The organism is Micromonospora sp. NPDC002296 (assembly GCF_040296145.1).
Lineage (GTDB): Bacteria > Actinomycetota > Actinomycetes > Mycobacteriales > Micromonosporaceae > Micromonospora.
This window is the reverse complement of record NZ_JBEOWQ010000010.1, coordinates 67,928-87,925: the sequence shown is the minus strand read 5'-3', so window position 1 is coordinate 87,925 and position 19,998 is coordinate 67,928. Positions and strand designations below refer to the sequence as shown.

Annotated in this window: 20 protein-coding genes; 12 read left to right on the top strand and 8 right to left on the bottom strand. The window is 73.7% G+C overall.

Annotated features, from left to right (window positions below):
* Positions 1-35 precede the first annotated feature (35 nt).
* The gene (locus tag ABT023_RS11330) at positions 36-659 is read left to right on the top strand and encodes an HAD family hydrolase (RefSeq protein WP_350884176.1); all 624 of its coding nucleotides are present in this window, start codon (positions 36-38) and stop codon (positions 657-659) included.
* Between the two features lie 28 nt (positions 660-687).
* Complete coding sequence (locus ABT023_RS11325) at positions 688-1,074, top strand: cold-shock protein (RefSeq protein ID WP_350884174.1); 387 nt, start codon at positions 688-690, stop codon at positions 1,072-1,074.
* Here the strand turns inward: ABT023_RS11325 and ABT023_RS11320 are convergent.
* Positions 1,035-1,919, bottom strand: coding sequence for a 1,4-dihydroxy-6-naphtoate synthase (locus tag ABT023_RS11320; RefSeq protein WP_350884172.1), 885 nt, complete (start codon positions 1,917-1,919; stop codon positions 1,035-1,037). The two genes, ABT023_RS11325 and ABT023_RS11320, sit on opposite strands and share 40 nt — an antisense overlap.
* A gap of 544 nt (positions 1,920-2,463) precedes the next feature.
* On the opposite strand from ABT023_RS11320, the gene ABT023_RS11315 reads away from it, so the two are divergent.
* The gene (locus tag ABT023_RS11315; protein WP_350884170.1) at positions 2,464-3,369 is read left to right on the top strand and encodes a GNAT family N-acetyltransferase; all 906 of its coding nucleotides are present in this window, start codon (positions 2,464-2,466) and stop codon (positions 3,367-3,369) included.
* Positions 3,370-3,418: 49 nt separating this feature from the next.
* Here the strand turns inward: ABT023_RS11315 and ABT023_RS11310 are convergent, their stop codons facing one another.
* Both ABT023_RS11310 and ABT023_RS11305 read right to left on the bottom strand, forming a co-directional pair.
* Complete coding sequence (locus ABT023_RS11310) at positions 3,419-4,168, bottom strand: futalosine hydrolase (RefSeq protein WP_502890643.1); 750 nt, start codon at positions 4,166-4,168, stop codon at positions 3,419-3,421.
* On the bottom strand, positions 4,165-5,922 hold the full coding sequence (locus ABT023_RS11305) for an MFS transporter (protein ID WP_502890642.1): 1,758 nt from the start codon (positions 5,920-5,922) through the stop codon (positions 4,165-4,167). Before ABT023_RS11305 ends, ABT023_RS11310 begins: the two co-directional genes overlap by 4 nt.
* 106 nt (positions 5,923-6,028) lie before the next feature.
* On the opposite strand from ABT023_RS11305, the gene ABT023_RS11300 reads away from it, so the two are divergent.
* Entirely contained in the window at positions 6,029-6,844 is an 816-nt protein-coding gene (locus tag ABT023_RS11300) for a DUF3027 domain-containing protein (protein WP_350884168.1), read from the top strand.
* 10 nt (positions 6,845-6,854) lie between these two features.
* Here the strand turns inward: ABT023_RS11300 and ABT023_RS11295 are convergent, their stop codons facing one another.
* Entirely contained in the window at positions 6,855-7,133 is a 279-nt protein-coding gene (locus tag ABT023_RS11295; RefSeq protein WP_350884166.1) for a DUF2530 domain-containing protein, read from the bottom strand.
* Positions 7,134-7,222: 89 nt separating this feature from the next.
* Between ABT023_RS11295 and ABT023_RS11290 the strand changes: the two genes are divergently transcribed.
* From ABT023_RS11290 to thpR, 5 genes are all read left to right on the top strand, one after another.
* Positions 7,223-8,701, top strand: coding sequence for an NCS2 family permease (locus ABT023_RS11290; protein ID WP_350884164.1), 1,479 nt, complete (start codon positions 7,223-7,225; stop codon positions 8,699-8,701).
* Between the two features lie 127 nt (positions 8,702-8,828).
* Positions 8,829-9,278, top strand: coding sequence for a MarR family winged helix-turn-helix transcriptional regulator (locus ABT023_RS11285; protein ID WP_350884162.1), 450 nt, complete (start codon positions 8,829-8,831; stop codon positions 9,276-9,278).
* Between the two features lie 64 nt (positions 9,279-9,342).
* Positions 9,343-10,623 carry an MFS transporter gene (locus ABT023_RS11280; protein WP_350884160.1) on the top strand — a complete coding sequence of 427 codons (1,281 nt, stop codon included), beginning with the start codon at positions 9,343-9,345 and terminating at the stop codon, positions 10,621-10,623.
* Between the two features lie 127 nt (positions 10,624-10,750).
* Entirely contained in the window at positions 10,751-11,260 is a 510-nt protein-coding gene (locus ABT023_RS11275; protein ID WP_350884159.1) for a hypothetical protein, read from the top strand.
* A 13-nt stretch (positions 11,261-11,273) separates the two neighbouring features.
* Positions 11,274-11,852, top strand: a complete 579-nt coding sequence (gene thpR / locus ABT023_RS11270; RefSeq protein WP_350884157.1) for an RNA 2',3'-cyclic phosphodiesterase — start codon at positions 11,274-11,276, stop codon at positions 11,850-11,852.
* A 72-nt stretch (positions 11,853-11,924) separates the two neighbouring features.
* Here thpR and ABT023_RS11265 read toward each other — a convergent pair whose 3' ends face one another.
* The 4 genes from ABT023_RS11265 to ABT023_RS11250 all read right to left on the bottom strand — a co-directional run bounded on the left by ABT023_RS11265 (position 11,925) and on the right by ABT023_RS11250 (position 16,824).
* On the bottom strand, positions 11,925-12,911 hold the full coding sequence (locus tag ABT023_RS11265; protein ID WP_350884155.1) for an aldo/keto reductase: 987 nt from the start codon (positions 12,909-12,911) through the stop codon (positions 11,925-11,927).
* Between the two features lie 82 nt (positions 12,912-12,993).
* Positions 12,994-14,082: a septation protein SepH gene (sepH, locus tag ABT023_RS11260; protein ID WP_350884153.1), complete on the bottom strand. Its 1,089-nt coding sequence runs from the start codon at positions 14,080-14,082 to the stop codon at positions 12,994-12,996.
* A gap of 185 nt (positions 14,083-14,267) precedes the next feature.
* Positions 14,268-15,395, bottom strand: coding sequence for a phosphoserine transaminase (serC, locus tag ABT023_RS11255; RefSeq protein WP_350884151.1), 1,128 nt, complete (start codon positions 15,393-15,395; stop codon positions 14,268-14,270).
* A 322-nt stretch (positions 15,396-15,717) separates the two neighbouring features.
* A complete protein-coding gene (locus ABT023_RS11250) occupies positions 15,718-16,824 on the bottom strand; it encodes a citrate synthase 2 (RefSeq protein ID WP_350884149.1) in 1,107 nt (368 codons plus the stop codon).
* A gap of 246 nt (positions 16,825-17,070) precedes the next feature.
* Between ABT023_RS11250 and pdxH the strand changes: the two genes are divergently transcribed.
* The 3 genes from pdxH to ABT023_RS11235 are packed head-to-tail and all read left to right on the top strand — an operon-like array spanning position 17,071 to position 19,997.
* Complete coding sequence (gene pdxH, locus ABT023_RS11245) at positions 17,071-17,757, top strand: pyridoxamine 5'-phosphate oxidase (protein ID WP_350884327.1); 687 nt, start codon at positions 17,071-17,073, stop codon at positions 17,755-17,757.
* Positions 17,754-19,049: an MFS transporter gene (locus ABT023_RS11240; RefSeq protein WP_350884147.1), complete on the top strand. Its 1,296-nt coding sequence runs from the start codon at positions 17,754-17,756 to the stop codon at positions 19,047-19,049. Before pdxH ends, ABT023_RS11240 begins: the two co-directional genes overlap by 4 nt.
* 18 nt (positions 19,050-19,067) lie before the next feature.
* Positions 19,068-19,997 carry an aldose 1-epimerase family protein gene (locus ABT023_RS11235; protein ID WP_350884145.1) on the top strand — a complete coding sequence of 310 codons (930 nt, stop codon included), beginning with the start codon at positions 19,068-19,070 and terminating at the stop codon, positions 19,995-19,997.
* Position 19,998 lies beyond the last annotated feature (1 nt).

Sequence of the window (19,998 nt, the reverse complement as noted above, 5' to 3'; positions counted from 1 at the left end):
CGGCTCGGCCGGTGATGGGCGGGTACGTTCTCGGAATGCCCCCACTGACGGTCGGTTTCGACCTCGACATGACCCTGATCGACTCGCGTCCCGGCATCGCCGCGGCGTTCCGGGCGCTCACCGCGCTCACCGGCGTACCCGTGGACGTCGACGCGGCGGTGTCCCGGATCGGCCCACCGCTGCGTGTGGAGATCGCCCGCTGGTTCCCGCCCGAGCGGGTCGAGTCGGCCGTCGAGGCGTACCGGGAGCTCTACCCGACGTACGCGATCACCCCGACCCTGCCGATGCCCGGCGCGGTCGCGGCCATCGAGGCCGTGCACGCCCACGGCGGCCGGGCGCTGGTGGTCACCGCCAAGCTGGGCCGGCTGGCCCGGCTGCACCTGGACCACCTGGGGCTGGCCGTGGACGAGTTGGCCGGTGACCTGTTCGCGGAGGAGAAGGCGACGGCGTTGCGCGAGCACGGCGCGACCCTGTACGTCGGCGACCACGTGGCCGACATGGCGGCCGCAGGGGCCGCCGGGGTCCCGGGGATCGCGGTGGCCACCGGCCCCTGCCCGGCCGAGGAGCTGCGTTCCGCCGGGGCCCACATCGTGTTGGACGATCTCACCGGATTCCCAGCGGCGCTCGACCACATGATCCGGCTAGCCTTGGCGCAGTAGACGTCTCAAGCGAAGCAGGGGTTCTCAGGTGCCGACGGGTCGAGTGAAGTGGTATGACGCGGCCAAGGGTTACGGGTTCGTCACCAGCGACGAGGGTGGTGACGTGTTCCTGCCCAAGGGCGCGCTACCGGCGGGCGTCACCGACCTCACGGGTGGTCAACGGGTCGACTTCAGCGTGGTGGACAGCCGCCGGGGCGCCCAGGCGATGGGGGTCAAGCTGCTGGACGCCCCACCGTCGATGGCGGAGCTGCGTCGCCGGCCGGCGGAGGAGCTGCACGGCCTCGTCGAGGACATGATCAAGGTGCTGGAGGCGAAGGTCCAGCCGGACCTGCGGCGGGGCCGCTTCCCCGACCGGAAGTCCGCGCAGAAGATCGCTCAGCTGGTCCACGCGGTGGCGCGCGAGCTCGAGGTCTGAGGTACGAGCCCGGCGTCGGTGGCCCGGCCCAGCAGCGCCTCCACGGCGGCGAACCCCGCGTTCCCCAGGTTCGCGGTGAACTCGTTGACGTAGAGGGCGATGTGCCGGTCCACCACGTCGGGCTCCATCTCCTGGGCGTGCGCGAGCACATACTCCCGGCTGGCCCCCGGGTCGGCCCACGCCTGGCGGACCGACTCGCGGATCCACCCGGCCGCCTCGACCGGGTCGACCTTGCCCTTGCGCGCCAGGATCGCGCCGAGCGGGATCGGCAGCCCGGTGTCGCCCTCCCACCACTCGCCGAGGTCGACCAGGGCGGTCAGCCCGTGCCGGGGGTACGTGAACCGCGCCTCGTGGATCACCAGCCCAGCGTCGTACCGCCCGGCCGCCACCGCCGGCATGATCTCGTGGAACGGGACGACCTCGATGCGCGCGGGCGGCCGGTCCGCCGACCAGAGCCGGAACAGCAGGTACGCCGTGGTCCGGTCCCCGGGCACCGCGACCGTCGCGCCGGTCAGGTCGGTGCGGCCCACCCGCCCGACCTGGCCGCCCTGGTCCCCCGGGTCGCCCTGGTCCCCCTGGTCCCCCCGGGTCAGCACCAGCGGGCCGCAGCCCCGGCCGAGCGCGCCGCCGCAGGGCAACAGGTGGTAGTCGTCCAGCAGCCAGGGCAGCGCCGCGTAGCTCACCTTCACCAGGTCGAACGCCCCCCGCTCGGCGGCGGTGTTGGTCACGTCCACGTCGGCGTACGTCACCTCGACCGGCGGGGCGCCGGGCACCCGGCCGTGCACCAGGGCGTCGAAGACGAACGTGTCGTTGGGGCAGGGGGAGATCGCCAGGGAGAGCGCCACGCCCCCACCGTATCCCCGCCCCTCCCCACCCGCCCGCTGTGACCGCCCGCTCGGGCGCGCCCATAGGGCGCGGGCGCTGTGGTGCGGGTGCGGGCGTCGAGCGGTGTGGGCGTCGGTCGGTGTGGGCACGACGCGTCAGCTGCGTCCGGGTGGCGCACGGGCTTCGGGGTTGCATTCCGCCGCCTTTGGAGCTGCCCGCATGAACGGGGCAATCCGGAGTTTGCTGATCTCTTGGCCGAAAACCACCGGGGGCTTTCCTCCAGCCTTCCTCTGCCGCCTGCCGCCTGCCGCCTGCCGTCTGCTTTCGGCCGTCCGACGTCCGACTTTCGCCCAGGTTGCTATCGGTCCGCTGCTCTGTGTCGGACGGCCGTGACGGTATGGGGGACATGGCGGGTTGGCCCGACCAGTGGGCGCATGAACGGGGCAGCTCCAAAGGGACCGGGTGAAGACCTGCCGCCCACCGCCGGGAGCAGTTGTCCACAGGTCTGTCCACAGGTTTCGGTTGGATGTTGATGGTTCGCCAGCCGCCGCCGACCATCGATGCGTGGAGAATTCGACAGGTACCGCCGGGCGGGACTGCAGGCCGACCGAGATCGACGACCACACGGTCGACGTCGCGGCCGTGCTTCGGGCCCTGCGCCGACAGGCCGACCTGAGCCAGCGCGAGCTGTCGGCCAGGGCCGGCGTGCCAAAGAGCACTGTCGCCCGGATCGAGTCGGGGGGCGCGGCCGATCCGAGGCTGCGCACCGTGGAGCGTCTGGTGCGGGCGGCGGGAGGCCGGCTGCTGGTCGGACGGCCCGGGGAGGGGCCCGGGGACCGGCCGCCCGAGGTGCTGGCGGTGCCGGGGGTGCCGCACGACGGGATGCGGGACGAGGCGGGGCGGCGGTACCCGGCGCACCTGGACGTCTGGGAGGTGCACGACCCGAAGGACTGGCCGGGCGCGTGGTGGGCGGAGTGGTACAAGCTGCCCCCGGAGCGGTTCCCGCGACCGGTGCCGGCTGCGACGTACGAGCTGAGTCGCCGCTACCGGGACCAGCACCGGTGGGCCGACCGGATCCGCCGTGAAGTGGCGGTGCGCCGGGTCACCGACGAGGGCCTGCCCTCGACGTGCTGGCGGTTCGTGGCGGAGCTGCCCGACGGCCGGGTGCTCGGCGAGCTGCGGGCCCACGAGCGTAGCCCTCGCCTGCTGTACGGCGACCTGATCGACGCCGGGGAGCGGGAGATCGTGCTGGACGGCGTCCTGGTGACCGGGGCGTGTCGCCGGCTCGGCATCGGGCGGCGGCTGGTGGAGGCGCTCACCGTGGAGATGGACCGCACGGGGCTCCGGGTGGCGCACGCCGTTGCCGACTTCGGTGGCGTCGATCTGTTGCTGGCCTGCGGGTACCGGTTGGAGGCGAGCCGGCCCTACGCGCTTCGCCTCGACCGCTCACCGCCCCGGTGGGCGTGCTGACGGCCCGGCCCTGGCTCAGGCCAGTGCGGCGGTGGCCGCCCGCCCTGGTTCAGGCCAGTGCGGCGGTGGCCGCCGTGAGGGCGGCGAACGCCTCGCGCAGCCGCCAGGAGGCGCGGTCGCGGGGGCCGATCGGGTTGGAGACGGTGCGCAGCTCGGCGAACGGCAGGCCGGCCTGGGCGGCGGCGACCGCCACCCCGTACCCCTCCATGGCCTCGGCCACCGCGTCCGGATGCCGGTCGGCCAGGGCCTCGGTGCCGGCGGAGGTGCCGGTCACCGTGCTGACGGTGAGCACGGCGCCCACGGTCGCCCACGGCAGGGCGGCGCGCAGCGCGGCGAGCAGTTCCGGGTCGGCGGGCACGACGCTGCCGCCGCCGAGCAGCTCGGACGGCATGCCCAGCTCGTCCACCGGGATGAAGCCCTCCGGTGACTGGGCGCCGAGGTCCGCCGCGATGCTGCGGGTGGCGAGCACCGTGCCGCCGACCGCCACCCGGCCGACGAAGCCGCCGGCGATCCCCGCGCTGATCACGGCCCGGTACGGGCGTCCGGCGGCCTCGGCGAGCGCGAGCAGCCGGGCGGTGGCGGCCCCGGCGACGGCCGGTCCCACCCCGACCGGCACGACGGTGACGGCGGGGCCTGACGGCGGCGGCCCCGCCCCTGCCTCCGGGTCTGCCCCCGAGGGGCCTGGGCGGCTCGGCGTGGGGGCCGGGAGGCCGGCGCGGACCGCCTCGGCCTCGGCCGGCACCGCGGTCACCACGAGCAGTGTCCCGGGGATGGTCAGCGCGACGGTAGGGCCGGTCACGACACCGGGCCCCGGGGCTCCCGGCGGGTCTCGTCGTCGGCCCCGGCCGGGCCGCCGGGGCCGGAGGCTGCGGAGGAGGGCCGGTAGATGTGGTACCCGGGCGGGGCGAGGGCCGGGTCGTCGGCCGGATCGGCGTCGGGACCCCGGGTCGGGCCGGACGCGGACCGGTCGGACGCGGACCGGTCGGACGCGGATGACCTGTCGGGCGCGGAGCGGGCGGACGCGGATGACCTGTCGGGCGCGGAGCGGGCGGGTGAGGGTTGGCCGGGTGGGGCCGGGGCGGGTGAGATCGGGGCGACGTTCGCTGCCGTGTCGTCGGCGTGCGGCGGGGCTGCGGTGGCCTCCTCGGTCAGCTCGTCGTCGCCGAGCGGGCGGCCGATCAGCCGCTCGTCGCGGAGCTTCCCGGCGACGTACACGCCCCGGGCGGCGGCGAGCACGCCGACCCCGGCGGCGACGGCGATGCCGAGCCGCCCGTCGAGCGGGACCAGGCCGAGGCCGCCGCCGGCCACGAAGGCCAGCATCAGCGCCGTCTCGGAGTGGGCGAACGAGCTGGCCCGCAGCCGCTCCGGGATGCGTTCCTGGATGGAGGCGTCGACCGACAGTTTCGCCACCCCGCTGGCCAGCGCGGCGACCAGGCAGAGCAGCGCCACCATCGGCAGCGAGAACTGGATGGTGGCCAGGACGGCCGTGCCGGCCACGATGATCATGCCGCTGGACTGGATCGCGGTGGGCCGGTGGATGCGTAGCCGGGTGCCGACCGCCGTGGCCAGGAAGGTGCCCACGGCCAGCGCCCCACCGACCAGGCCGAGCGCTATCTCCGGGCTCAGGTCCCGGCCGAAGAAGTCGGTCGTCAGGTCGCCCTTTCTCAGCGCGAACGCGAGGAAGAGCAGCAGGAAGCCGTACACCGCGCGGGGCAGGGCCGCACCGACCAGGGTGGCGATGACGAGCCGGCCGGCCGGTCGACCGCGCCCCAGCGGACGGTCCCCGGCGGCCCGCCGGCCGAGCGACCGCAGCGGGCGGGGGACCCGCTCGGGTGGCTCCGAGTCCGCCCGGGGCGGCAGCCGCAGCGCGATCACCATGCCCACCAGGAAGATCACCGAGGCGACCCGGAGCGGCCACTGCGGGCCGAACCAGAACGCGGCCAGCCCGATCGGGGCGACCAGCCCGCCGGCGATGGTGCCGTAGACGCTGGCCCGCGCGCCCACCTGGGACAGCCCGAGCCCTTCCGGCAGCAGCCGGGGCACCGCCGCAGAGCGGGCCACCCCGTACGCCCGGGAGAGCGCGAGCACCCCGAAGGCCGCCGGGTAGAGGCCGAAGCCGCCCATGTGGTCGGAGATCATCCAGGCGAGGAAGGCCCGGCCGAGCATGGTGGCGGCGAGCGCGTACCGCCGGCCGTGCCGGAAGTGGTCCAGCAGCGGGCCGACCACCGGCGCGAGCATGGCGAACGGCACCATCGTGACCAGCAGGTACAGCGCCACCTTGCTGCGCGCCTCGCCGAGCGGCACCTCGAAGAAGATCGTGCCGGCGAGCCCGATCGCGATCAGGGTGTCCCCCGCACAGGAGACCGCGTGCAGGTCGAACAGGCGCACCATGCCGGTCTCGCCGCCGGCGCCCCTGGCCCGGGCCGAGCCGGCCCGGCGGGTCATCCAGCGCCCGCCGCGCGCGGATCCGCGCAGCAGCAGGCGGACGGCGCGGATGCCGGTGCCGACGGTCCGCCCGAGTAGGGACCGCTCGGAGCGGGAGAACAACGGCATGTGCACCATCCTCGCCCATCCGCCCCACCCCCGCGCGACCACCATCGGAGAACACGCTCCGGGGAGTGCCTGTCGGTCGTCGCCGCGCATGGGGGACAATGGTTGAGTGACCAGGCCCGCCTCCGCCCGTGCCGCCCGCCTCGACCAGGTCTGCGCCGCCGCCGTCGAGGTGGCCCGCGACGCAATCACCGAGGTGGAGCCCTCCGACGTCGTCGGTGACCACCTCCAGTCCGTTGCCGAGGCCGACCGGCTCGTCACCCACTACTTCGAGTGTCTGCTGGCCGGTTACCGGGGCTGGCGGTGGGCGGTCACGGTGACCCGGGTGCCGCGCAGCCGGAACGTCACCATCTGCGAGACGGTCCTGCTGCCCGGCCCGGACGCGTTGCTCGCCCCCGGCTGGCTGCCCTGGCAGGAGCGGCTCAAGCCGGGCGACCTCGGCCCCGGCGACCTGCTGCCCACCTCGCCGGACGACGAGCGGCTCGCGCCCGGTTACCTGCTCTCCGACGACCCCGCCGTCGAGGAGACCGCCTGGGAGCTCGGCCTCGGCCGGCCCCGGGTGCTCTCCCGGGAGGGTCGCGCCGAGACCGCCCAGCGCTGGTACGAGGGCGACCACGGGCCCGCCGCGTCGATCTCCATGGCCGCCCCGACGGCGGCCCGGTGCGGGACCTGCGGCTTCTACCTGCCGTTGGCGGGCTCGCTGCGGCAGTCCTTCGGCGCGTGCGGCAACTTCTACGCCCCCGACGACGGCCGGGTGGTCAGCGCCGACCACGGCTGCGGCGCGCACTCGGAGACCCTCATGGAGATCCCCGACACCCCGGTCGACGAACTGCCCACCGTGTACGACGACAGCGCGGTCGAGGCGATGTCGGTGAGCTGGGTCCCGGGATCGGTGGAGACGGCCGAGCCGTACGGCCAGCCCTGACCGGGCGGCGTCAGCGGCCGGCGTCGTCCGGCCGGACGGTCTGAGCTGCGGCGCGGCGGCGACGCCGGTTGGCGTCGTGGCGCATCATCACCGCCAGACCGGGAAAGCCCCACAGGAATCCGGCCAGGCACGTCCAGAGCCAGTCTTGACGGCCATGCTCGGTGAGCCAGGTCCGGAAGAAGATCAGCAGCACCAGACCGACCACCGCCCAGACCGCCAGCCCGGCGACCGCGAACGGCACCATCGGCGGGTCGAGCGGCTCGGGCCGCGGCGGTTGCACCTGTCGCACGGGGGCAAGCGTACGCGACCAACTTTTGCAGGTGGCCGGTGATCTGCGACGATGCGCGCGACAGACGGAAGATCACCTGCGAGGACCAGATGGCCATTGCGCCGCCGTACAAGAGCAATGCACCCGATCCAGCCCACCCCCGTAACGGGTTCGACCGATTTTTTGAGATCACCGCCCGCGGATCGACGCTGAGCCGCGAGGTCCGAGGTGGTCTGGCGACCTTCTTCACGATGGCCTACATCGTGGTGCTCAACCCGCTGATCCTCGGTGGCGCCGTCGACGGCGACGGCAAGAAGCTGTCCATCCCCGCGCTGGCCGCCGCGACGGCGCTGGTCGCCGGCCTGATGACCATCCTGATGGGGGTCGTCGGCCGGTTCCCGATGGCGCTGGCCGCCGGCCTGGGCGTGAACGCGCTGGTCGCGTACGAGATCGCCCCACAGATGACCTGGGCCGACGCGATGGGCCTGGTGGTGATCGAGGGTGTGCTCATCGCGATCCTGGTGCTCACCGGCCTGCGTACCGCGGTGTTCCGCGCGGTGCCCACCCAGCTCAAGACCGCGATCGGCGTCGGTATCGGCCTCTTCCTGACCATCATCGGTCTGGTCGACGCCGGCTTCGTCCGCCGCGTCCCGGACGCGTCGAACACGACCGTCCCGGTCGGGCTCGGCATCAACGGCAAGATCGTCAGCTGGCCGCTGCTGGTCTTCGTGGTGGGCCTGCTGATCACGATCGTGCTGGTGGTCCGCCGGGTCCGGGGCGCGATCCTGATCGGCATCCTCGCCTCGACCGTGATGGCGGTCATCGTGGAGGCCGTGGCCAACGTCGGCCCGTCCTTCGTCAACGGCAAGCCCAACCCGCACGGCTGGGCGCTGAACGTGCCGGAGCTGCCGAAGAAGGTCGTGGACGTCCCTGACCTGTCGCTGCTGGGCAACTTCAACGTGCTGGACTCCTGGACCCGGGTCGGCTGGCTGATCCCGCTGATGTTCGTCTTCACGCTGCTGATCACGGACTTCTTCGACACGATGGGCACCATGGTCGCGATCGGCCAGGAGGGCAGCATGCTCGACGAGCGGGGCACCCCGCCGCGGGCCAAGGAGATCCTGCTGGTCGACTCGATAGCCGCGGCGGCGGGTGGCGCGGCAAGCGTCTCCAGCAACACGTCGTACGTCGAGAGTGCCGCCGGTGTGGCGGAGGGCGCGCGGACCGGCGTGGCCAACCTGGTCACCGGCGTGCTGTTCCTGCTCGCGATGTTCCTCGCGCCGCTGTCCCTGGTGGTGCCGTTCGAGGCGGCGTCCACGGCGTTGGTGGTGGTCGGCTTCCTGATGATGACCGCGGTGCGGACCATCGACTGGACCGACTACGAGATCGCCATCCCGGCGTTCCTCACCATCGCCCTGATGCCGTTCACGTACTCGATCTCCAACGGCATCGGCGCCGGCGTCATCTCCTTCGTGGTGGTCAAGTTGGCGAAGGGGAAGTTCCGGGAGGTTCACCCCCTGCTGTACGGGGTGGCCGTTCTCTTCGTGCTGTACTTCCTGCGCGGGCCGATCGAGTCCGTCGTGCTCTGACCACCCACCGTGGTCGACCGGGCCGGGGTGCCCTGTTCGGGTACCCCGGCTTTTCGGTCGTGAACTCCCTGGTGAGCATGGTCATATCGCATGTCGTCAGCCAGGTTCATTAGCTAGGCTAACTATCGTGACGGAGCGGACGGTGACGGCGAAGCGCGTGCCACCGGCGCAACTGGCCCCCCAGTTGCGTGATGCGATAACCCGGCTCAACCGGCGGGTCCGACAGGCTCGCCCGGTGGGCGACCTGACGGTCACCCAGCTCTCCGCGCTCACCAGCCTCAGGCTGGCGGGCGCGCTGACGCCCAGGGAACTGGCCGACGTCGAGCGGGTGCAACCGCCGACGATGACCAAGATCGTCGCGAAGTTGGAGGAGCGCGGACTCGTGCTGCGCACCCCCCATCCGACCGACCGCCGGCAGGTCATCCTCTCGGCGAGCGAGGGGGGGCAGGCCGTGCTCGACCAGTTCGAGCGGGTCCGCGACGAGTGGCTGGCCCACCGGCTGGCCGAGCTCACCGAGTCCGACCGGGAGACATTGCAGAGGGCGTCCGAGATCCTCCAGCAGCTCGCCCGCGCCTGACCGCGCCACCGCGCCCGCGCCGTCCGCCGTCGATGACGCGTACGACCGAGGAGGCGCACACAGGGTGCAGGCGAAGCTGAGCACGATGTTCCAGTCATTGCAGGTCCGTAACTACCGGCTCTTCGCGTCCGGGCAGCTGATCAAGATGATCGGCGTCTGGATGATGTTCATAGCCCAGGACTGGCTCGTCCTTGAGCTCTCGGGCGACTCCGCCACCGCGCTCGGCTTCGTCACCGCGCTCCAGTTCGCCCCGGTGCTGCTGCTCACCCTGATCTCCGGGCGGCTCGCCGACCGGTACGACAAGCGCCTGCTGCTGTTCGTCGCGAACGTGTTCTGGACGGTGCTGGCGTTCGGGATGAGCCTGTTGGTGCTCACCGGCCTGGTGGAACTCTGGCACGTCTTCGTCTTCGCAGCCCTGCTCGGCGTCGCGAACGCGGTGGAGACCCCGGTGCGCCAGGCGTTCGTCTCCGAGCTGGTCGGCACATCCCTGCTGCCGAACGCGCTGTCGCTCAACGCCGCCGTGTTCAACTCGGCCCGGATCGTCGGCCCCGCGGTGGCCGGCCTGGCCATCGCCGTCGCCGACGTGGGCCCGGTGTTCCTGTTCACCGCGGTCAGCTCGCTGGCCCCGCTGGCCAACGTGGTCCGGATGCGCCCCGCCGAGCTGTACCGCGAGGCCCTGCCGCCGGTCGGCGAGCGGAACTCGGCCCGGGTGGTCGACGGGCTGCGGTACGTCGCCGGCCGCCCCGACCTGCTGCTGCCGATGGCGGTGATGTCGGTGATCGGGATGAGCCTGTTCAACTTCCAGCTCACCCTGGCCGCGCTGGCCAAGACCGTGTTCAACACCGGCGCTGCCTCGTTCGGCCTGTTCAGCACGGCCCTGGCCGTCGGCGCGCTGGGCGGGGCGCTGGCCGGCACGGGGCGGCGCAGCCGCCCGTCGGTCTGGGTGGTGCTGGGCGCGGCGATCGGCTGTGCCGTCTTCGGCACCCTGGTCGGGGTCGTGCCGGCGTACTGGATGGTGGTGACGCTGCTGCTGCCCGCCGGGTTCTTCATGGTGTTCTTCGCCCAGGCCGCCAATCAGCGGGTGCAGCTCGGCACCGACGCCGCGTTCCGGGGTCGGGTCATGTCGCTGTGGGTGCTGGTCTTCCTCGGCACCAACCCGGTCGGCGCACCGCTGATCGGCTGGGTCGCCGAGACCTTCGGCGCCGGGGCGAGCATCTGGATCGGCGGGTTGATCTCGCTGGCCACCGCGCTGATCGCGCTCGCCTGGCAGTTGCGCCGCTCGGGTGCCCGCCTGCGCCTGCGGATTCTTCCGATGCCCCGTTTCTACGTCGTCTCCCCGGAGTGACGGAAGGTCCCCCGTCGAACACCTTTCGGCCAGCAGGACCCCCGCCCGCGGGGTGGGCAAGAAATTGATGTGTCTGGATGTCAAGAATGCGGTAGCGGGCAGGCGTCCGGGGGCTTAGCGTCGATGCGTGGAGGTAGGCCGCGCGGTTCTCCTTGTCCTGGCGTTCGCCGCTGTCGCGAGTCTGCCGGTTGCCTTCGCGCTGCTCTTCTGCGCCGACGAGATCATCGACCGGGTCGCCTGCGGATACGCCGAGTGGCGCGAACGCCGCCGGGAACGCCGAACCGTCGCCCGGCTGGACCGGGCCGTCGAGGCCGACTCGCTCACCCGGGGCATCGACCTGACCGAGTTCGACCGGGCCGACCGCCGGTCCCTCCAGGAGATCGCCGCCGATCTGCGCCGCTTCGGCGGTCACCGGGTCAACCAGGTCGGCCGGGCGGTGATCTGGCACGCCGCCGTCCTCGACACGTACGACGAGCACCTCCGGGCGGCCTGCCGGTGCCTGGGGCTCACCGAGCACCTGGGCGAGCTGGCCGGCGTCGACCGGGAGATCGAGCGGGTCCGGGTCGAGGGGGCGCTGCACGCCGCCGGGCTGACCCTGCCCGCCGCCCGTGCCCCGCACCGCCAGCGGCGCCACTGAACGGCGTACCCGGATGCGGCTGTTCGTCGCGGTCTACCCGCCGGCTGCGGCCGTCGCCGACCTGACCGCCGAGGTGACCCGGCTGCGGGTCGGCCGGGCGGCGGCGTCCGGCACCGACGTCCGGCTCGCCGACCCCGCGAACGCGCACCTCACCCTCGCCTTTCTCGGCGAGGTGGACGCGGGCCGGCTGGTCGATGCGGAGAGCGCCCTCGGGATCGCCGCCGAGACGTTCCGGGCCGGCCGGGCCGGCTCACCGGTGCTGCGGCTCGGCGGCGGGGGCAGCTTCGGCGAGGGCAGGCTCACGGTGCTCTGGGTGGACGTGCGCGGCGACCTGGAGGCGCTTCGCGTCCTGGCCCGGCTGGTCCGGATCGGGCTGAGCCGGGGCCGACTGCCGCACGACGAGAAGCCGTTCCGCCCGCACCTGACCATCGCCCGGCCCGGCGACCGGATCGACCGCGCCGACGTGGCCGCCGACCGGGAGGCCCTGCACGACTACCTGGGACCGCGGTGGCCGGCCACCGAGCTGGTGCTGGCCCGCAGCCACCAGGGCCCCCGGCCGACGTACGACCGGCTGGCGGCCTGGCCCGTCTGAGGCCCGTTCCGCAGGCCGGCGGTGTGCCGGCCCCGCCGGCACACCGCCGCTCAACAGCTGGTCACGGACCCGTCACCAGGCCCACGCCTCCGGGCCCGGGCCGCCCTTGCCGACCGGCGGGAACAGCTCGTCGAGCCGGGCCAGCGCCGCCTCGTCGAGCCGCACGTCCAGCGCGCCCAGCGACCGGTCGAGCTGGTCGAGGGTGCGCGGCCCGATGATCGGGGCGGTCACCCCCGGCCGGGAGAGCAGCCAGCCCAGCGCCACGTCCGCCGGGTCGTGGCCGAGCTCCGCGCAGAACTTCTCGTACGCCTCGATCGCCGGCCGGTGTTCCGCCAGGCCCTCGGCGGCCCGGCCGCTGGCGCCCCGGGCGGCCCCGCCCTCGGCCATCTTGCGCAGCACCCCGGACAGCAGCCCGCCGTGCAGCGGCGACCAGGGGATGATGCCGAGGCCGTAGTGCTGGGCGGCCGGGACCACCTCCAACTCGACGTGGCGGGTCAGCAGGTTGTAGATCGACTGCTCGGAGACGAGGCCGAGGAAGTTGCGCCGTTCGGCCGCCGCCTGCGCCTGCCCGAGGTGCCAACCGGCGAAGTTGGACGATCCGACGTAGACCACCTTGCCCTGGGCGACCAGGGTCTCCATGGCCTGCCAGATCTCCTCCCACGGGGTGACCCGGGAGACGTGGTGCATCTGGTACAGGTCGATGACGTCGGTCTGGAGCCGGCGCAGTGAGTCCTCGCAGGCCCGGACGATGTGCCGGGCGCTGAGGCCCTGCTCGTTGGGCCACTCGCCCATCTTGCCGTAGACCTTGGTGGCCAGGACGACCTTGTCCCGCCGGCCGCCGCCCTGGGCGAACCAACGGCCGATGATCTGCTCGGTGATCCCCTCGCCGGTCTGCCAGCCGTACACGTTGGCGGTGTCGAAGAAGTTGATGCCGTGTTCCAGCGCCCGGTCCATGACGGCGAAGCTGTCCGGCTCGCTGGTCTGTGGCCCGAAGTTCATGGTGCCGAGGCAGAGCCGGCTCACCGAGAGCCCGGTGCGTCCCAGATTCGTGTACTCCATGCGACCCACCCTGCCACGGGCGCACTTCGAGTGCCTCGCCGTTCGTCGGGGCGTGGCGGGCACGCCCCGGCGAACGGGTGGGTCAGGAGGACTCGCGGGCCGCCGGGCCGCTGCCGAACAGGACGTCGTCCCAGCTCGGCAGCCGCTTGCGGGGCTTGCCGGAGGCGTCGGTCGACTCGTTCCCGCCGGCCGCAGCCGCAGCGGACCCCGTGCGGCGGGGCCGGAGCACCGCCAGCGACGGCACGGCCGGGATCTCCTTCGGGGCGTCCGAGTCGTCGTCGAACGCGGAGCCCTGGCCGCCGCCGAGCAGGGCCGCTGCTCCGCCGCCGACCGGCCGCTGCCGGGGCGCCTCGGACCCGGCCAGCGCCGCCGGCGTGCGCGGCTCCAGGCCGCGCCCGGACGTCGAGCCGAGTGGACGGTCCAGCGAGGCGAGCAGGGCGTCCCGCCCCGCGCGGATCGGGTCCCGCCCCGGGCGGCCGTGATCGCCGGCAGCCGCGGGCAGCCCGTGCCCGCCCCGGCCCGGCTCGGCGCGCGATGGGCCGGGCAGCGCGTGGCCGCCCCGCTCCGGCGTGGGCTCCTGCCCGAGGATCGGGGTGGGGCGCTCGGCGCACAGGTACTGCGCCATGTCGTCGTGCGGGCTGACGTTCTGCCGGGTCTTGTCCAGGTCCCACACCGCCTGCGCGGTGGCCTTGCCCGACGGCCAGGTGGCGATGATCCGCCAGGTGCCGTCGTCGCGACGGTACGCGTCCCAGGAGATCTTCTCGGTGTCGATCCCGTGCTGGGCCAGCCGGCCGTTGACCACGTCGGCCAGCGGGGTCGGCTTCTCGGCGCCCTTGAGTCGGGTGCGCCGGGCGTGCTGGGCGAGCATCGCCCGCTCCTGGAGCACGGGGCCGGCGTAGCGCAGCACCCGGTCGACCGGGACGCCCGCGATGCGGGCCACGTCCTCGGCGGACTCGCCGGAGCGGATCTTGGCTTGGATGTCGCGCGGGGACAGCGACGGCACCAGGTCGGCGGTGTTCGACACCACGGCGAGCGGGGGCGCACCCGGCTCGGCGTGCATGGCGCCGGCGATCCGCTCGTCGATGGGCAGGGCGAGCAACCGCCCGACCTCGTCGGCGAGCACCAGCGCCTGGCCGTCCTCGGAGAGGGCGACGAAGCGTACTGGGCGCATGAGCGTTGCCTCCGTCCCGCTTCGCTGGCCGCACGCCACGAGTCGGCCACCCGGGCGTCTCGCACCACGGTACGCCCATCCGTCACCAGGTGGGGGAACCGACACCCGCATGTCGCGGGCGGGTTGCGAGGATGATCACACTGGGTGGCCGCCGGTGGTCCGGCGGCCACCCAATGTGACGGTGTCTAGAGCCGCTCGACGACGTAGTCGATCGAGGCGGTCAGCGCCTCCACGTCGGCCGGCTCGACCGCCGGGTAGAGCGCGACGCGGAGCTGGTTGCGGCCCAGCTTCCGGTACGGCTCGGTGTCGACGATCCCGTTGGCCCGCAGCGCCTTGGCGATCGCCGTCGCGTCCACCCCGTCGGCGAAGTCGACGGTGGCGACCACGTTGGAGCGCAGCGCCGGGTCGGTGACGAACGGGGTCGCCACGGCCGAGCGCTCGGCCCAGCCGTACACGATGCCGGCGCTCTCGGCCGTGCGCTTGGCGGCCCAGTCCAGCCCGCCCTGTTCGTTCATCCAGTCGGTCTGCTCGGCGGCCAGGAAGATGGTGGCCAGGGCCGGGGTGTTGTACGTCTGCTCCAGCCGCGAGTTGTCGATCGCGGTGACCAGGTCGAGGAACGCCGGGATGTACCGGCCCGAGGCCTTGATCTCGGTGGCCCGCTCCAGTGCGGCCGGCGACATCAGGGCCAGCCAGAGGCCGCCGTCGGAGGCGAAGCACTTCTGCGGGGCGAAGTAGTAGACGTCGGTCTCGCGCACGTCGACCGCCAGGCCGCCTGCGGCGGAGGTGGCGTCGACCAGCAGCAGCGAGCCCTCGTCGGCACCGGCCACCCGGCTGATCGGCACGGCCACGCCGGTCGACGTCTCGTTCTGCGGGAGGCCGTACGCGTCGACCCCGGCCTCGGCCACGAGGGCCGGGGCGCTGCCCGGCTCCGACTTGCGCACGGTCGGCTCGCCGAGGAACGGCGCCTGGCTGACCGACTTGGCGAACTTCGCGCCGAACTCGCCGAAGCTGGCGAACTGGGCCCGGTCCCGGATCAGGCCGAACGTCGCGACCTCCCAGAACGCCGTGGTGCCGCCGTTGCCGAGGATCACCTCGTAGCCCTCGGGGAGGGAGTAGAACTCGGCGATGCCGCGCCGCAGCCGGGCGACCTGGTCCCGGACGGTCTTCTGCCGGTGCGAGGTGCCCAGGAAGCCGGTCGCCGCGTCGGCGAGGGCGGAGACAGCCGCCGGACGGACCTTGGACGGCCCGCAGCCGAACCGCCCGTCGGTGGGCTTGATGTCGTCGGGAATCCGGATGGTCGGTGCGTCAGCCACGGTTGTCGAGATCCTTCCGCGTGGGCGGGGCCCGGTCTGGAGTGGGCGGGTGCGGACCGACGGCGGTCGCGTGCGTGGGCGCACGGCCGGCCGGGGATCCGAACCTGGTCCGGCGGCTCTGCCGAGCATTCATCCTCGCACCCGGGCCGACCCGGACACCCGGCGGTGAGGCGTGTGACACACCCGCCGGCCGCGCGGTCGGGCAGCTCTCCCGGGAACGCGCAGGGGCCCCGCCGGTCGGCGGGGCCCCTGCGCGTCGGCGCTGACGGGACGGACGGGCGTCGCGCACCCAGGTGGTGACTGCGTCCGGGGGACGCCCGGCTCAGACGCCGTGCGGGACGGCGTCCCAGCCCTCGACCTCCTGCGGCTTGCGGGGGCCCGGGCCGACGTAGGTGGCCGACGGGCGGACCAGCCGCTGGAGCTTCTTCTGCTCCAGGATGTGCGCGCTCCAGCCGCCCATCCGGGCGCAGGTGAACATCGAGGTGAACATGTGCGCCGGCACCTCGGCGAAGTCCAGCACCACGGCCGACCAGAACTCGACGTTGGTGGCGAGCACCCGGTCCGGCCGACGGGCCTGGAGCTCGGCCAGGGCGGCCCTCTCGAGCGCCTCGGCGATCTCGAAACGAGGCGCGCCCAACTCCTTGGCGGTGCGGCGGAGCACCCGGGCGCGCGGGTCCTCGGCCCGGTAGACCCGGTGGCCGAAGCCCATCAGCCGCTCGCCCCGGTCCAGGACGCCCTTGACGTACCCCTCGGCGTCCCCGCTGCGCTCGACGGCCTCCAGCATGGTGAGCACCCGGGACGGGGCGCCGCCGTGCAGCGGGCCGGAGAGGGCGCCGATGCCGGAGGAGATGCAGGCCGCGGCGTCCGCGCCGGTGGAGGCGACGATCCGGGCGGTGAACGTGGAGGCGTTCAGGCCGTGCTCGGCGGCCGAAATGAAGTACGCGTCCACGGCCTTGACGTGCCGCGGGTCGGGCTCGCCGCGCCAGCGCTTCATGAAGCGCTCGACGATCGTCTCGGCCTTGTCGATCTCCTTCTGCGGCACGGCCGGCAGGCCCAGGCCGCGGGCGGACTGGGCGACGAAGGAGAGCGCGGTCACCGAGACCCGGGCCAGGTCCTCGCGGGCCTGCTCGTCGGAGATGTCCAACAGCTGGCTGAGCCCCCAGTACGGGGCGAGCATGGCGACGGCGGACTGCACGTCGACCCGGATGTCGCCGGAGTGCACCGGCACCGGGAACGGCTCGGCCGGCGGCAGCCCCGGCCCGAAGCGCCCGTCGACCAGCAGCGCCCAGACGCTGCCGAAGGAGAGCTGACCGATCAGATCCTCGATGTCGACACCGCGGTAGCGCAGCGCGCCCCCCGCCCTGTCCGGCTCGGCGATCTGGGTCTCGAAGGCTACGACGCCCTCCAGCCCGGGTTTGAAGTCGGCCATGTCGCTCTCTCCTGGATCTGCTCGATGCGCCCGCCCCGGGCTCATCCGGCCCGGCCGGTCGAGCGCCTTAGGCGATCCTCAGGGACGTGTTCGTGACATCTTGCCTGCTGGGTAACCGACTGCGCGACCCAGTGCGACTGTGCTGCACGCCTCATCCCCGCCGGTGGACGTCCGGCGGGCCTCGGTGAGACTGGGGGGTGCGGGCTGGCCAGCGGTGCGGATGCGGGGGGCCCGACGAGAGGGAGACTGACTGTGACGGGTGACACACCCGGACCGGCGGGGATGCGTAACGAGTACGCCGCCGACCTGGGCCTTTCCGAGGCGGACCTGGCGGCCGACTGGCACACCCAGTTCGCCCGCTGGTTCGCCGACGCGGTGGCCGCCCGGTTGCCTGAGCCGAACGCCATGGTGTTCGGCACCGCCGACGCACAGGGCCGCCCCAGCGGCCGCACCGTCCTGCTCAAACGGTACGACGCGGCGGGCTTCGTCCTGTTCACCAACCATGGCTCCCGCAAGGGCGTCGAGGCGCTGGCCAACCCGTACGCCAGCCTGGTCTTCCCCTGGTTCGCGATGCAGCGGCAGGTGGTGGTGGCCGGGCGGATCGAGCCGGTGGACCGGGCCGAGACCGAGGCGTACTACGCCGGCCGGCCGCGCGGCTCCCAACTCGGCGCCTGGGCCAGCGCCCAGTCCCGGGTGATCCCGGACCGGGCCGCGCTGGACGCCGGCTACCGGGCGGCGGCCGAGCGCTTCGCCGAGGTGGAGCAGATCCCCGCCCCGCCGAACTGGGGCGGGCTGCGGGTGCGCCCGGAGACGGTGGAGTTCTGGCAGGGCCGGGCCAGCCGGCTGCACGACCGGCTGCGGTTCCGCCGCACCGGGCCCGCCCCGGGGACGGCCGGCGACGGAGGCTGGGCGGTGGAGCGGCTGGCTCCGTGACCGCCGTCGAGGAGTCCCGGCCGCGCGGGGCGCGCCGCTGGGCGATTGACCTGCGCCCGCTCGGCGTGCCCGCGTACCGGCGGGTGTGGCTCGGCAACGCCGTGGCCATGTTCGGCTTCCAGTTCACCGCGGTCGCGGTGCCGGTGGAGATGTACGCGTTGACCGGCGGCTCGTTCTGGGTCGGCCTGCTCGGCGTCGCCGGGTTCCTGCCGCTGCTGGTCTTCGGGCTGTGGGGCGGGGCGGTCGCCGACGTCCTGGACCGCCGCCGGGTGCTGCTCGCCGGCGGGGCGCTGCTCTGGGCGTCGACGCTCGCGCTGCTGGTCCAGGCCCTGCTGCGGGTGGGTAGCCCGGTGCTGCTGCTGACCCTGGTGGCGGTGCAGTCCACCGCGTTCGCGGTCACCTCGCCGACCCGCAGCGCGATCCTGCCCCGGCTGGTGTCGACGGAGCTGGTGGCCTCGGCGAGCACGCTCAACTACACCACCCACACCGTCACCTCGGTGTTCGGGCCGCTGGCCGCCGGCCTGATCCTCGCCGGCTGGGGCACGGGCCCCGGCCTGCCGGTGGCGTACGCGGTGGACGCCCTGCTCTTCACCGTCTCGCTGTGGGCCACCTTCCGGCTGCCGGCGTTGCGCCCCGAGCCCGACCCGGACGGCTCCGCCGCGCCCCGCCGGGCGGGGCTGAGAAGCATCGTGGACGGCTTCCGCTACCTGGCCGCGACCCCCGTGCTGCTGCTCTCCTTCGTCATCGACCTGATCGCGATGGTGCTGGCGATGCCCCGGGCGCTCTTTCCCCAGGTGGCCCAGGAACGGTTCGGCGGCGGTGCTGCGGTCGGCTGGCTCTACAGCGCGATCGCCATCGGGTCGATGCTCGGCGGGCTCACCTCCGGCTGGATCGGCCGGCTCCGCCGGCAGGGGCTGGCGCTGGTCCTCGCCGTGGTCGGCTGGGGGACGGCCATCACCGCCGCCGGGCTGGCCCGCCGGCTCTGGCTGGTGGTCGGGCTGCTCGCCCTGGCCGGCGCGGCCGACCTGATCAGCGCCGTGCTGCGGCAGACGATGCTGCTGGTGCACGCGCCGGACCGGATGCGCGGCCGGCTCCAGGGCGTCAACACGGTGGTCGTCGCGGGCGGGCCCCGCCTCGGCGACCTGCGCGCGGGGGCGACGGCCGCCGGGTTCGGCACCGGCGTCGCCTGGGTCGGCGGCGGCCTGGCCGCCGCGGTGCTGGCGGTGCTGCTGGTGGCGGTCTTCCCGGCCCTGCTCCGCTACCGGGCCGCCACACCGCGTACGCAGGAGTGAACGACTAAGGTCACCGGCATGCAGAACGCCGCCATCCCCCCGCCGTCAGGCGCACAGTGGACCATTTCCGCCGCCGGCCACGAGGCCGTCATCGTGGAGGTGGGCGGCGGTCTGCGGACATACCGGTACGACGGGGCCGACTACCTCGACGGGTACGAGATCGACGAGATCTGCCCCGGCAGCGCCGGGCAGGTGCTGGCCCCGTGGCCGAACCGGATCCGCGACGGGCAGTACTCCTTCGGGGGGCGGTCGTTGCAGCTCACGCTGACCGAGCCGACCCGGAACAACGCCATGCACGGCCTGGTCAACTGGGCGCGGTGGCACCTGGTCGAGCAGGCCGACGACGCGGTGACGGTCGGCTACGACCTGCCGCCGCACCCCGGCTACCCGTGGGGGCTGCGGCTGCGCACCCGGTACGCCGTGAGCCCGGACGGCCTGCTCGTCGAGCACCAGGTGACCAACGTCGGCGACGGGCCCTGCCCGTTCGGCTTCTCGACGCACCCGTACCTGCGGCTGCCCGGGGTGGCGGTCGACGACATCTCGATCCAGGTGCCCGGGCGGACCCGGGTGCAGCTGGACGGGCGGCTGCTGCCGGTCGGGGCGACCCCGGTCGCCGGCACCGAGTACGACTACACCAGCCCGCGCAGGATCGGCGACGCGGTGCTCGACGCGTCGTTCGGCGAGGTGGTCCGGGCCGCCGACGGCGGCTCCTCGGTGACCCTGGCCGCCCCGGACGACGCCGTCACGGTGCGGATCTGGGCGGACCGGGAGTTCGGCTGGTGGCAGGTGTTCACCGGGGACACCCTCGGCGGGGAGCGGCACCGGCGCTCGGTGGCCGTGGAGCCGATGACCTGCCCGCCGGACGCGTTCCGCTCGGGCAAGGACGTGATCACGCTGGAGCCGGGGGACACCTGGCGGGGCACCTGGGGCATCCGGCCCGGGGCCTGAC